Origin of the sequence: Streptomyces sp. RKAG337 (genome assembly GCF_023701715.1) — a bacterium.
Classification (GTDB): Bacteria; Actinomycetota; Actinomycetes; order Streptomycetales; family Streptomycetaceae; genus Actinacidiphila.
In genome coordinates, this window is the sequence record NZ_JAJOZA010000001.1 from 7,334,482 (window position 1) to 7,347,315 (window position 12,834).

The 12,834-nt window shown below is 71.4% G+C and carries 13 protein-coding genes; 6 read left to right on the top strand and 7 right to left on the bottom strand.

Features of this window, described 5'->3' with window-relative positions; translation table 11 throughout:
- Window positions 1-15 precede the first annotated feature (15 nt).
- Window positions 16-1,560 carry a GMC family oxidoreductase gene (locus tag LNW73_RS32500; RefSeq protein ID WP_250992429.1) on the top strand — a complete coding sequence of 515 codons (1,545 nt, stop codon included), beginning with the start codon at window positions 16-18 and terminating at the stop codon, window positions 1,558-1,560.
- Window positions 1,561-1,615: 55 nt separating this feature from the next.
- On the opposite strand, the gene LNW73_RS32505 is transcribed toward LNW73_RS32500, so the two are convergent.
- The 3 genes from LNW73_RS32505 to LNW73_RS32510 form a co-directional block, all read right to left on the bottom strand.
- On the bottom strand, window positions 1,616-3,601 hold the full coding sequence (locus LNW73_RS32505; RefSeq protein ID WP_374118237.1) for an FUSC family protein: 1,986 nt from the start codon (window positions 3,599-3,601) through the stop codon (window positions 1,616-1,618).
- Between the two features lie 178 nt (window positions 3,602-3,779).
- The gene (locus LNW73_RS36120; RefSeq protein WP_285369262.1) at window positions 3,780-3,908 is read right to left on the bottom strand and encodes a hypothetical protein; all 129 of its coding nucleotides are present in this window, start codon (window positions 3,906-3,908) and stop codon (window positions 3,780-3,782) included.
- 215 nt (window positions 3,909-4,123) lie between these two features.
- A complete protein-coding gene (locus LNW73_RS32510; RefSeq protein ID WP_250992431.1) occupies window positions 4,124-4,972 on the bottom strand; it encodes a helix-turn-helix domain-containing protein in 849 nt (282 codons plus the stop codon).
- Between the two features lie 158 nt (window positions 4,973-5,130).
- Between LNW73_RS32510 and LNW73_RS32515 the strand changes: the two genes are divergently transcribed.
- Window positions 5,131-5,487: a nuclear transport factor 2 family protein gene (locus LNW73_RS32515; RefSeq protein ID WP_250992432.1), complete on the top strand. Its 357-nt coding sequence runs from the start codon at window positions 5,131-5,133 to the stop codon at window positions 5,485-5,487.
- Between the two features lie 47 nt (window positions 5,488-5,534).
- On the opposite strand, the gene LNW73_RS32520 is transcribed toward LNW73_RS32515, so the two are convergent.
- Genes LNW73_RS32520 through LNW73_RS32530 form a run of 3 tightly spaced genes read right to left on the bottom strand, consistent with a single transcriptional unit; the run spans window position 5,535 to window position 7,842 of the window.
- Window positions 5,535-6,530 (bottom strand): ABC transporter permease, encoded by a 996-nt coding sequence (locus tag LNW73_RS32520; RefSeq protein ID WP_250974098.1) that lies wholly within the window; start codon window positions 6,528-6,530, stop codon window positions 5,535-5,537.
- Entirely contained in the window at window positions 6,527-7,441 is a 915-nt protein-coding gene (locus LNW73_RS32525) for an ABC transporter ATP-binding protein (RefSeq protein ID WP_250974097.1), read from the bottom strand. The genes LNW73_RS32520 and LNW73_RS32525 overlap by 4 nt, the downstream gene beginning before the upstream one ends.
- Entirely contained in the window at window positions 7,438-7,842 is a 405-nt protein-coding gene (locus LNW73_RS32530) for a GntR family transcriptional regulator (RefSeq protein ID WP_250974096.1), read from the bottom strand. The genes LNW73_RS32525 and LNW73_RS32530 overlap by 4 nt, the downstream gene beginning before the upstream one ends.
- Before the next feature lie 207 nt (window positions 7,843-8,049).
- On the opposite strand from LNW73_RS32530, the gene LNW73_RS32535 reads away from it, so the two are divergent.
- Window positions 8,050-8,427, top strand: coding sequence for a DUF488 domain-containing protein (locus tag LNW73_RS32535; RefSeq protein WP_250992433.1), 378 nt, complete (start codon window positions 8,050-8,052; stop codon window positions 8,425-8,427).
- Window positions 8,428-8,628: 201 nt separating this feature from the next.
- Window positions 8,629-9,324: an alpha/beta fold hydrolase gene (locus LNW73_RS32540; protein WP_250992434.1), complete on the top strand. Its 696-nt coding sequence runs from the start codon at window positions 8,629-8,631 to the stop codon at window positions 9,322-9,324.
- A gap of 129 nt (window positions 9,325-9,453) precedes the next feature.
- On the opposite strand, the gene LNW73_RS32545 is transcribed toward LNW73_RS32540, so the two are convergent.
- Entirely contained in the window at window positions 9,454-10,233 is a 780-nt protein-coding gene (locus tag LNW73_RS32545; RefSeq protein ID WP_250992435.1) for an SDR family NAD(P)-dependent oxidoreductase, read from the bottom strand.
- 171 nt (window positions 10,234-10,404) lie between these two features.
- Between LNW73_RS32545 and LNW73_RS32550 the strand changes: the two genes are divergently transcribed.
- Both LNW73_RS32550 and LNW73_RS32555 read left to right on the top strand, forming a co-directional pair.
- Window positions 10,405-11,805 carry an RNA polymerase subunit sigma-70 gene (locus tag LNW73_RS32550; RefSeq protein ID WP_250992436.1) on the top strand — a complete coding sequence of 467 codons (1,401 nt, stop codon included), beginning with the start codon at window positions 10,405-10,407 and terminating at the stop codon, window positions 11,803-11,805.
- A gap of 118 nt (window positions 11,806-11,923) precedes the next feature.
- Window positions 11,924-12,691 carry an SDR family NAD(P)-dependent oxidoreductase gene (locus tag LNW73_RS32555; RefSeq protein ID WP_250992437.1) on the top strand — a complete coding sequence of 256 codons (768 nt, stop codon included), beginning with the start codon at window positions 11,924-11,926 and terminating at the stop codon, window positions 12,689-12,691.
- Window positions 12,692-12,834: the final 143 nt, after the last annotated feature.

Here is a 12,834-nt window from a genome sequence, read left to right on the forward strand (position 1 = left end):
CGAGGAAGAACTGACATGGACGAGTTCGACTATGTTGTGGTCGGTGGCGGAACGGCCGGCGCCGTGGTGGCCGCCCGGCTGACCGAGGACCCGAGCGTCAGCGTCTGCGTGCTGGAGGCCGGACCTTCCGACGTCGGTGACGACAACATCCTGCGACTCGACAAGTGGATGGGGCTGCTGGAGTCCGGCTACGACTGGGACTACCCGGTGGAGCCGCAGGAGAACGGCAACAGCTTCATGCGGCACGCCCGCGCGAAGGTGCTCGGCGGCTGTTCCTCGCACAACTCCTGCATCGCCTTCTGGGCACCTGCGGAGGACCTCGACGAGTGGGGCGCGCTGGGCTGCACCGGCTGGAGCGCCGCGGACTGCTTCCCGCTCTACCGGCGGCTGGAGACCAACGACGCGCCCGGCGACCACCACGGCCGCTCGGGCCCGGTCACCATCCGCAGCGTCCCGCCGAACGACCCGTGCGGCACGGCACTGCTGGAGGCCTGTGCGGCGGCCGGCATCCCCACCACACCGTTCAACACCGGCACCACCGTGGTGCGCGGTGCGCACTGGTTCCAGATCAACGCCCGTCAGGACGGCACCCGCTCCTCCGCGTCGGTTTCCTATCTGCACCCGATCCTCGGCAAGCGGCCCAACCTCGAGGTCCGCACCGGTCTGCAGGCCAAGCGGCTGCTGTTCGACGCCGAGAAGCGCTGCACGGGCGTGGAGTACCTGGCGCCCGACACCATCCACTCGCTGGCGGTCGGGGCGCGGCGCGAGGTGATCGTGGCCTGCGGGGCCATCGACTCGCCCAAGCTGCTGATGCTGTCGGGCATCGGCCCGGCCGGGCACCTCAAGGACTCCGGTGTGGACGTCCTCGCCGATTCCCCCGGAGTCGGCTCCCACCTCCAGGACCACCCGGAGGGCCTGGTCATGTGGGAGGCGAAGCGGCCCATGGTCGCCACGTCCACCCAGTGGTGGGAGATCGGCATCTTCACCGACACCCAGGAGGGCCTGGACCGGCCGGACCTGATGTTCCACTACGGCCAGGTGCCGTTCGACCTGAACACGTACCGCTACGGCTACCCGACGTCCGAGAACGCCTTCTGTCTCACCCCGAACGTCACCCGGGCCCGGTCGATGGGCACCGTCCGGCTGCGGACCCGCGACTTCCGGGACAAGCCGCGGGTCGACCCGCGGTACTTCACCGACGAGCACGACGTGCGGGTGATGACCCACGGGCTGCGCCTCGCGCGGGAGATCGTCGCGCAGTCCCCGATGGCCGACTGGGCCGGTGCGGAACTGGCCCCCGGTCCCGCGGCCACGTCCGACGAGGAGCTGCTGGACTACATCCGCAAGACCCACAACACGGTCTACCACCCGGCGGGCACCGTACGGATGGGCGCGGTCGACGACCCCGAGTCGCCGCTCGACCCGCAGCTGCGGGTCAAGGGCGTCACCGGGCTGCGGGTGGCGGACGCCTCGGTGATGCCGTTCCTGCCGGCCGTCAACCCGTGCATCACGACGATGATGATCGGCGAGAAGTGCGCCGACATGATCAAGTCGGCCTGATCCCCGGCGGTCGCCGCACCCCGGCACCTGTCGGCGCCGTCGCGTGACCGCGCTGTCAGGGGTCGGGGGAGGTGATCGCCCGCGCGGCGCTCACCTCCTGGCGGAGCGGGGCGAGGACCCCCTCCTCGTCCCCCGCCAGCTCGGCGCGGACCTCGATCAGCCGGTCCGAGCTCCGTACGCCGGCCGCCAGTTCCCGCAGGTGGAACGCGACCGCTTCGACCTCGGCGGGCGCGGGGTCGGGCGCGCCGTGGTTGACGCGGACCCGGGCGGCGGTCGTCGCGTCGACGATCCGCTCGACCGCGACGACCAGCGGCCACCAGGCGGCGGCCCGGGTTCCGGTGGGCGGCGGTTCGGTCAGCGTGCGCTGGAACTCCGTGCGCACGGTGGACAGATCACGGTAGAGGCGGCGTCGCTGCCGGGTGCGTGAGGCATGGTCGGTGGCCGGTCCGAAGGCGGTCTCCACATAGTGCGCGGTGTCTTCGACGGCACTGGCGAGCCGGTCCCCGATACGGGTCTGCCAGCTCTCGGGCCACAGCAGATACCCCGCGATCAACGCGATGCCGCACCCGATGAGGCTGTCGACGAGGCGCGGGACCACCAGCGCGAACCCCTGGTGGTTGAGAACGTCGGAGAGCAGCAGGATCACCGGGGTGATGGCCGCCGTCTGGTAGGCGTACCCCTTCGCCGACGCGGCCGGGATCAGCGCCGCGAGCAGCACCAGGGCCAGCACGTCCCACCAGCCGCGCGGCACCTGGCTCAGCACGGCCGCCGCGGTGACCAGGCCCACCGCCGTACCGAGTGCGCGCAGCACGGCGCGGGAGAAGACCGAACCGAAGTCGGGCTTGAGGACGAAGGTGACGGTGAGCGCGACCCAGTAGGAGCGGGGCACGGCGATCAGCGAGACCAGGCCCTGGGCGATCCCGATGCAGAGCGCGAGCCGCAGACCGTAGCGCCAGGACCCCTCGGAGAGCAGTACGTTACGGGTCGCACGGCGGACCCGGATGCGGAGCGCGGCCGGCAGGCCGAGGCGGTCGTCGACGTTGTACGGGTCGGGGTCCGTCTCGTACACGACGGCGGCCGCGTGGCGGAGCGCGACGTCGACGGCGAGTTCGGAAGGTACGGGCGGAGCACTCGCCGAGGGGCGGTGACCGGGGGACGGGCGGGCGGGTCCGTCCGCGTCGGGTGGTCCGGCGTCCGGCCGCCCCGTAGTGCCCGTCTCGACCGCGTCGGCCAGGTCCCGTACGGCGGCGGGAATCCCGGCGGGCAGCGGCGCGCCGTGCAGATGGGCGGCGGGCGCCGCCTCGACGAGCGGGATCAGCACGTTGAGCGCGGACAGGAGCCGTACGAACGGGCCGCTGCGACCGTGGGCTCGGGCGCGCCGGGCGAGGATCAGGTCGTACGACGTGTTGAGGGCCTGGGTGACCGCCTGCCGCTTGGCGTCATAGGTGTCCTTGCCCGCCGCTTCGAGGAGATCCGCGACCGCGCGGTAGGCGGCGGCGACGGCGGCGCGCTCGGGTTCCTGTCTGCGGAACGGCCAGGCGAGCAGGGCGAGGAACAGCACGAACAGGCCGCCGCAGGCGAGCAGCAGCGGGGCCTTCCACCACGGCCCCGGCAACGGGAGCCCGGCCCCGATCACCGAGTTCAGCAGAAGCAGCAACCCCGATACGGAGGCCACCGCGCCGATGGTCGACATCATCCCGGAGACGAGCGCGATCAGTGTCAGCGCGCCGACCGCCAGCCAGCCGTGACCGAAGACGATGGTGCCGAACATGACGCCGAGGGCACCGAAGAGCTGTGGCACGGCGATGTTGAAGACCCGCATGCGGTAGGCGTCGGCGGTGTCGCCGATGACCCCGGACAGGGCTCCCATCGACACCAGCGCCCCGTACGCCGGCTGTCCGGCGGCCAGGCCCACGGCGAGCGGCGCCGCCATGGCGATGCCGGCGCGGCCGACGGCGGGCCAGGGGATGGGAGCGGTCTGCGGGGTGAGTGTCCTGACCAGCCAGGCGGGCGGGGCGAGGCGGCTTTGCATGGGGCCCATTATCGGTGTCCGGGCGCGGCCGCGGGCTCGGGGGCTGCCGTGGGCTCCGCGGGCCCAGTCGTGCGCCAGGAGGGCTGGCCGGCAGCCGGTGCGGTCCGCGCGGCGCGGCAGTCGGTGTGGACCGGGCGGTCCGGGCCGTTTGCGGGATGCCGGGGGGAAGTCCGGCATCCCGCTCGGGTCAGTGACCACCGGCTCCCGGTGCGGTGGCCACCAGTGCGGACCACTCGCGGTCGTACTGGCCGGGCACTATGCGCCCGGCCTGGTGCCACTGCAGGGCGAGCGCGGCATAGATCGGAGGCCCGTCCACAAGAAGAACCGATTCTTCGGCCGTGCCGTCGCCTGTCCTCCGCCGCCGGCCGGTCGGAACCCCGGCCTCCTGGATCGCTGTCACGCCCCGACCAACGACCTCGTACCGGACAGGCAATCCCCCTCGGCCGCCCTTCACCCCACCGAGTGCACGAGGCGCCGTGAGCATGATGCACCGGCACGCCCCTCGTGCGGGTGATCGATTTCGGGGCCGGGTCAGCCGCTGTCCGGCCGCGGCCGGCCGGCGCGGCCGACGGCGTGCAGCGACCCGAGGAGGGCGAGGGAGTCGGCGTTCGCACTGCCCGGCTCGGCGGTGCCGACCAGCAGATACTGCCCGGGCGCACTCTGGACGTCGAAGCTCTGGTACGCCAGCTCGATCCGGCCGACGTCCGGATGGTTGAAGACCTTGCTCCTGCTGCCCAGGCGGCTGACGTCGTGGTGGTGCCACAGCGCGGCGAACTCCTCGCTGTCGGCGAGGAGCTCGGCGACGACCGCGGCGATCCCGGGGTCACTCCGGTCGTAACCCGCGGCCAGCCGCAGCGCCTCGACCGAGTCGCTCGCGACGGACTGCCAGTCGGCGAAGAGTTCGCGGGCGGCAGGATCGTGGAAGAGCGAGCGGATCATGTCGCGAGGGTTGGTCAGCGGTGAGAGCAGAGCGTCGGCCAGTGCGTTCGAAGCGAGGATCTCCAGACGGCGGTTGGTGACGTAGGCGACGGCCGAGGGAAAGGCGTCCATCAGTTGGAGCAGGGCGGGATCCACCAGGTCGGGACTGCCGGCGGGTACCGCCTTCGGCACGAGGCCGGCGAGCCGGTACGCGTGCCAGCAGGCGTCGGCGTCCAGCCGCAGAGCCCGCGCGATGGCGTCGATGACCTGACCGGACGGGTTCCGCTCCCGGCCCTGCTCCAGACGGGCGTAGTAATCGGCGCTCACCCCGGCCAGGACGGCGACCTCCTCGCGCCGCAGTCCGGCGACCCGACGCGCTCCGGAGGACGGAATCCCCACGTCAGCGGGTTTCAGCCGGGAGCGGCGCGCCCGCAGGAATTCACCCAGTTCATGACCGCTCATCCATGCATCGTACGTCGCCCGATCCTGGGAGTGGCGCACCCAGGAAGCCTCGTCCTGCCCTGTCGGCGGGATGTGGCGCATGCTCGGAACCGCGGTGGACCGCGCCCACCGCGCCGCCGAACCGCGGGACGACACAGGAACGAAGGAACGAAGCAGCGATGGTAACGAAGCAGCAGGTGGAAGCGTGGGTCGAGAGCTACGTGCGGGCCTGGAGCACCGGCGCGGCGAAGGACATCAAGGCCCTCTTCGCGCCGGACGCCGAGTACCACGAATGGCCGTACGCGACCGATTGGAACGGGCGCGACGAGATCGTCGAGGGGTGGCTCGGCCGGGAGCCGTGGCAGCAGGGCGGCTGGACGTTCGAGTGGTCCCTTCTCCTGATCAACGGAGACACGGCGGCCATCCAGGGCACCGGCGTCTACAAGGAACTCGGCACCTTCTCCAACCTCTGGACCGTGACCTTCGACAACCGCGGCAAGTGCACCGTGTTCCGCATGTGGAACAACGAGGCGTGACGCCCGATGTCTGACGCCTGGTCTGACGCCCGATGTCTGACGCCTGGTCAGGCGACGCGGCTGATGCGGCGGACGGCGAGCCAGAGCAGCAGGGCGGCCAGCGCGATGAAGATGCCGGTTTCGATGCCCTGGAACGCCCAGAAGCGGTCACCGGGCTGGAAGCGCTGCCAGTTGTAGGCGCCGCGCCCCAGACCCATCTGGCTCAGACAGCTGTCGGCGTCGGGGAGTCCCGGGGCCGCCTTGGTCCCGACCGACGGGCACCCCACCTGGCTGTTGCTCATGACGGCTCTGCCGCCGGCGTCCCGTACGCCCATGGAGGACACCCAGTTGCTCAGGGACGGGTTCGGCTGCAGGTTGCCGCTGACCGCGTAGGTGAGGTTGCGCGGGGCCATGTAGTGCATTCTGGCGAGGAGTTCGATGCCGATGCGGACCACGAGGAACCCGCCGAGAGTGACCGCCATGGCGGGCATCACCTTGCGCCAGACGGTGCCGGCGAAGATACCCAGTGCCACCGCGAACAGGGTGTAGCCGATCGGTGCGATGCCCTGCACATCGAAGAAGATGTAGGTGAACCGCCCGTTCCCGATGGTGGCCAGAGGTTCCGACCACCAGGAGACGCCCAGCGCGTACACGACGGCGAGGAGCGTCGTGGCCCCGCCGATCAGGCCGAACTTGGCCACTGCCCAGTGCCGACGGCTGACTCCTTGCGTCCACACCAGCCGGTGGGTGCCGTGCTCGACCTCCCGGGCGACCAGTGGGGCGCCGAAGAACAGCCCGACCAGGAGCGGCAGAGCCACGAACAGCACGCTGATGAATGGCATGGCGGCGAACTGATTGGAGAACTCGGTGCTGAGCTTGTGACAGTCGTTGTGGGAGACGAGCTCGGCCGAACCCAGCTTGGACAGACAGGCGGCCAGGCCGGAGCTCTTGATGGAGTGGTGCATCCGCAGCCCGGTGGGCACCACGAGGGCGGCGAGCAGCGCGAGGGCGATGACGGTGAACAGGGCCTGCTTGCGGTGCTGGCGCCAGGTGAGCCAGATCATGCGGTCACATCCATCGAGGTGCGGGCCGGACGGGCGGCGGCGGTGAGATAGGCCAGGACGAGGTCTTCGAGGGTCACTTCGTGCTCGGACCACGCGAGGTCGTCGAGCGGGCGGCCCTGGGTGCGCACGAGCAGAGTGGACTGCCGGTCGGTGTGGCTGGCGCGGACGACCTTCGCCGGACCGGGGATCGCGTCGGTCCCGGTGCGCGGGCCGACCCACGTCCGGTGTTCGGCGAGCAGATCGTCGACGGGGCCGGCCAGTTGGACCTGAGCCGTCTGCAACACGATCAGGTAGTCGCAGGTGCGTTCCAGGTCGGTCAGCAGATGCGAGGAGAGCAGGACCGTGGTGTCGGTCTCGCCGACCGCGCCCATCAGCGTCTGCATGAACTCATGGCGCGCCAGCGGGTCGAGACTGGCGATCGGCTCGTCGAGCAGCAGCAGGCGGGGCCGCTTGGCGAGCGCCAGGGCCAGCGCGACCTGGGCGCGCTGCCCACCGGACAATTTGCCGACCGGCTTGTCCGGCGGGAGGTCGAGCTGGGCGAGCCGGTCGCGGGCGAGGGCGGCGTCCCAGCGGCGGTTGAGCTTGCCGCCCATGGTGATCAGGTCGGTGGTGGTGAAGTCCTCGTAGAGCGGGGTGTCCTGGGCGACGAAGCCGATGTCGGCCAGCACCGAGGGGTTGTCGCGCGGGTCCTGGCCGAAGACCCGTACCTGTCCGGAATCCGGCCGCAACAGGCCGACGGCCAGGTGCAGCAAGGTGGACTTGCCCGCACCGTTCGGTCCGACCAGTGCGGCGATCCGCCCGGCCGGCAGCTGCAGTGAGCAGTCGCGCAGCGCCCAGGTACGCCCGTAGCGCTTGCCCAGGGCGTCCGTTTCCAACGCCGTGTCCGTCATGTGTGCTCCCACTTCGCTCATGAGATGTCCTTGGGTGCCGGGCCGTCGAGGGTGGCGCGCAGGGTGGTGTCGATCAGGGCGGCGATGTCGTCGCGGGGCAGGCCGGCGGCCTGCGCCTTGCGAAGCCAGATCACCAGGTCCTCGCGCAGGTCGGCCTGGTTGACCAGCGACGGTCCTGCCAGCGTGCGCACGATGAAGGTGCCCACGCCGGGGCGGCCCTCCGCCAGACCCTCGATCTCCAGTTCCCGGTACGCCTTCAGGACGGTGTTCGGGTTGATCGCCAGCGACTGGGCCACCGCCCGCACCTTGGGCAGCTGGTCGCCCGGCTCCAGCAGTCCGACCCGTAGCGACTGCTTCACCTGGAGCACCAGCTGCATGTAGGTGGCCACCCGCGAGCGGCCGTCGAGCACGAACTCGATCACCAGTGTTCTCCTATTGTCCTACGACAGTAAGACAGGATCCTCAGGGCACTTCGCACTGTCAAGGCCCAACAAGCGGAAGGGCGAACTCCGTTGATCCGTCGAAGGGCTTCGGCGGCGCGGCGCGGTCGCGTCGCCCCTGGTCGCCGGTGGTGTCGCAGGCCGGGCCCGGGCGGTGCAGTGTGGAACGCAGCCACCGTGAGGAGAGCGATGATGTCGGCGAACGGCGATGTACGGGTGCGTCGGATCTACGAGGAGCCGGCGCCGGACGACGGTGCCCGGGTGCTGGTCGACCGGCTCTGGCCGCGTGGGCTGACCAAGGCCAAGGCGGCCCTCGACGAGTGGTGCAAGCAGGTGGCCCCGTCGGCGGAGTTGCGTCAGTGGTACGGCCACGACCCGGAGCTGTTCGCGGAGTTCGGCCGGCGTTACCGCGCCGAACTGGAGGAACCCGAACGGGCGGCCGCGCTGGCGCACCTGCGCGAGCTCGCGGGGGAGGGGCGTCCGCTGACGCTGCTCACGGCGACCAAGCGCCCGGAGATCAGTGAGGCCGAGATCCTGGCCGGGCTGCTGGACGGCCGAACCCGCTGATCCGCGGGAGGCTCACTGATCGATGGGGCCCCATCGATGGGGCCCTGATCTGCGGGGCTCCAGGTCTGGGTGAGGCCCCCCGATCCGCTGGAGAACGTCCGAAGGGCCGGAAGGCGGCGTATGCGGGAGGAAGGGTCGGGTGTAGCGTGTGCTTACACGTGTAACTCAGGGGGTCGCGGGCCGGCCCGGGGCAGGAGAATCATGAAGCTCAACGTCCATGAACGCGGTGACGGCGACAAGGTCGCGCTGCTCATCCACGGCGGCATGTCGGACTACCGCACCTGGCACGCCGTCGAGGACGATCTGATCACCCGCGGCTACCGCGTCATCGCTCCCGACCTGCGCGGACACGGCCTCAGCCCGCGGGGCGAGTACCGGCCCGAGCTGCTGGCCGACGACCTGGTGGAGAACCTGCCGACCGGCGCGGACCTCGCCATCGGCCACTCGCTGGGCGGTCTGTCCCTCGCGCTCGCCGCCGACCGGCTGCGGCCGGCCCGCGCGGTCTACTCGGACCCGGGCTTCCGGCTGGAGAACATGCCGCCGAACGCGTCGGCGTTCATGCTGGCCATGGTCGCGAACGCGACCGGCGACAGCGTGCGCGCGATGAATCCCCGCTGGTCGGACGCCGATGTCGCGGCCGAGCTGGCGGGCTTCGCCCTCTTCGACCGTGACTTCTTCGCGCTCACCGAGAAGGGCACGGCCCTCGGATACCTGCCGGCGAGCGCCGTCGTGCCGTCGCTGGTGCAGCTGGCCGATCCCAGCCTGTGCATCAGCCCGGAGAACGCCGAGGAGCTGCTGGCCAACGGGTTCGAGATCCGTACGGTCAAGGGCGCCGGGCACTGCATCCACCGTGACGACTTCGCCGGCTTCATGGCGTCGCTCGACGGCTGGATCTGACCGCGACCGGGGACCGTGGATCGGTGGTGAACGGGCCGGGGAGCGGTGCCGGCCCGTTCACCAGCACACCCTGACCCGGCTCCGATTCCTGTTCCTGCTCCGGTTCCGGCTCGGGTTCCGGCTCCGGTCTCAGTGCACGGAGAGACCTCCGTCGACGAAGATCGCCTGCCCGGTGACGTAGGCCGAGGCGCGGCTCGCCAGGAACACCGCGGCGCCCGCGAAGTCCTCGGCCAGGCCGTTGCGCCCCACCATCGTGCGGGCGGCGAGCGCCGCGACCTTCTCGGGGTCCGACGACAGCCGTTCGTTGAGCGGGGTCATCACGAACCCCGGTACGAGCGTGTTGCATGTGACGCCGGACGGCGACCACGCCTCGGCCTGCGACCGGGCCAGCGACTCCAGTGCCCCCTTGGAGACGCCATAGGCGCCGCTCTGGACGAACGCCCGGTGGGCCTGCTGGGAGGTGATGTGGATGATCCGCCCGAAGCCCCGCTCGGCCATCCCGGGACCGAACCGCTGCCCCAGCAGGAAGGGGGCCTTGAGGTTCACGGCCATCGTGGTGTCCCACACCGCATCGTCGAGCTCGCTCATCGGCGGCCGCAGATTGATGCCCGCGCAGTTGACGAGGATGTCGGGTTCCCCGAACACCGCGGCCGCCTCGTCGGCCGCCGTTCGGACTCCGTCGCCGGTACTCAGGTCGGCGCTCACCCAGGCCGCCCGGCAGCCGTCGGCCGCCAGCTCGCCGACCGTGGCGGTGAGCTCCTTCTCGCGGCGCGCCACGATCACGACGCTCGCCCCCGCCCGGGCCAGCGCCCCGGTGATGGCCCGGCCGATGCCGGAACTGCCGCCGGTCACCACGGCGACGCGGCCGTCCAGCGAGAACAGGTCGGAGAGATATCCCTGCGAGATCATCCCAGCACCCTAGGCCCTGTCTTCAAACTGGCGGCGTCCGCCCGCCGGGCAGGCGCCAGTTTGAAGACAGGGCCTAGATCGCGCACCCGCGAGGGTGACGCCCGGGGCGGTTTCGATCGGGCGCGGTGAAGTCCGGTGGGGGAGCGGGGAAAGGTCTCTAGGGTGTGAGGCATGACGGGGAAGTGTCAGATCTGCGGGGAGCCGATCGAGGCCGGTGGGCGGTCCGGCAGGGCCGCGGTGTACTGCTCCCAGGCGTGCCGGCAGCGCGCCTACCGGGAGCGGCGGCAGCCGGCCGGGGTCCCGGCCGAGGAGCTGGTCACGGATATCGGGGACCGGGTGCGGCGGCTGCGGCTGGCTCCCGCACTCGCGTTCCACGCCGACGTCGAGTCGCTCTCGGCGCGGTTCGCACAGCTCCGGCGGGTGGCCCGCCAGGCGCGCGAGGAGTCCACCACGCCAACCCCGACACCGGACCCGACATCGACCCCGTCCCTGACACCGGACCCGGCTCCGACACCGTCCCCGACACCCGACCCGGCTCCGACGGCTCCCGCCGCGGCCGCCGAAAACGTCACACCCGACCGCGTGACGATTCTCGACGAGGACGGCTTCGCCGCGCTCACCGAGGAGCACCGGCGGGAGCTGCGGGTGCACTGCTACCGCCTGCTCGGTTCGTACGACGAGGCGGAGGACCTCACGCAGGAGGCGTTCCTGCGGGCCTGGCGGGCCCGCGAGACGCTCGCCGACGTCGGCAATCCACGGGCCTGGCTCTACCGGATCGCCACCAACGCCTGTCTGGACTTCCTGCGCAAGCACAACCGGCGCCCGACCACGTACGAGCCGGTGCCGGGCATGGACGCCGGTGACGGGCCCCCGCCGCCGCGGCTGCCGTGGCTCCAGCCGTTCCCCGACGACCAGCTGCCCGAGACGCCCGCACCCCAGCACGAGCCGGACGAGCAGGCGGTGGCGAGCGAGACCCTGGAGCTGCTCTTCCTGACCGCGATCCAGCAGCTTCCGCCACGGCAGCGGGCGGCCGTGATCCTGCGCGACGTCGCCGGCTGGTCCGCCCAGGAGACCGCCGACCTGCTGGGCGGCAGCCTGGCCTCGGCGAACAGCGCCGTCCAGCGGGGCAGGTCGGCGCTGCGCGAGGCGCTGCCGGGGCGGCGCGAGGACTGGACCGCGGCGGAGCCGAGCGCCGAGGACATGGCGCTGCTGCAGGGCTACATGGAGGCCGCCGCCCGCTGCGACATCGACGCGATGACGGAGCTGGTACGAGCGGACGCGGTGCTCACCATGCCCCCGAACCCCTTCTGGTTCACCACCCGCGAGGCGCTCTTCGCGTTCGTCCGGCCGAACCTGGATCCGGCGTCGCCGATGTTCGCCGGGTACTGGAGGCACCTGCCGGTGCACGCCAACGGCCAGCTCGCGGTCGCCGGCTATCTGCAGCGGCCCGGCACCAGCGTCTTCCGGGCGCAGCTGATCGACGTCCTGCGGGTGGAGGAGGGGCGGATCGCCGAGATCACCACGTTCGAGCCGCACCTGTTCACCGCGTTCGGGCTGCCGATGACGCTCTGACGAGCCGGCGACCGATGAGGCGGCGACCGGCGAGGCGGCGACCGATGAGTTTCCGCGTCGGGTACGTCGTATGGGGTGACGGGCGCACGGAGCGCCCCTGATCGAGGGATTGAGAACCATGCTGAAGAACAAGGTCGCGGTGGTCTACGGCGGAGCCGGCTCGCTGGGTTCGGGAGTCGCCAAGGCCTACGCGGAGGCCGGCGCGCGGGTGTTCCTCGTCGGCCGTACGGAGGCCACGCTGAAGAAGGCCGCCGCGGAGGCCGGCGCCGAGTACGACGTGCTCGACGCCCAGGACGAACAGGCCGTCGAGGCCCACGCGGCCTCGGTGGTCGAGCGGGCCGGCCGGCTGGACGTCTCGCTCAACCTCGTGCCCAGGGGGGACTTCCAGGGCGTGCCGCTCATGGACATGACGCTCGAGGACTACACCCGGCCGGTCGTGCGGGGCATCGCCTGCCAGTTCATCACCGCGCGGGCGGCCGCCCGCCGGATGGTGCCGCAGGGCTCGGGCGTGATCCTGTCACTGAACAGCGGGTCCGCCAACGGCAGCCCGATGATGGGCGGCACCGCCGCGGCCGATGGCGCGCTGGACGCGCTGATCCGCCAGTTCGCCCAGGAGATCGGTCCGGCCGGAGTCCGCGTCTGCGGGATCTGGACCGCCGGGGTCGCCGACAGTCTGACGCCGGAGAAGCTGGCCGCGGCGGGCGCCACCGGTATGGACGAGGCCGCCGTGCAGGGGCTCGTCGGACATCTGGACAGCATGCGGATGATGAAGCGCTCGCCGCGGATCGCCGACATCGCCGCGCTGGCGACGTTCCTCGCCTCCGACGCCGGGATCTCCATCACCGGCACCTGGGTCAACGCCACCGCCGGAATGTTCCCCAGCTGACCTCCGCTGACGGACCCGCTCTGACGGACCTCCCTCTGGCGGACCTCCCGCAGCCGGCCCCTCGCCGTCCGCGACGGCGGGGGTCAGAGGTGGTTCCGGCAAGGGCAGACCTGTCCCATAGGCGAAGCACCGCCGGCCCGCAC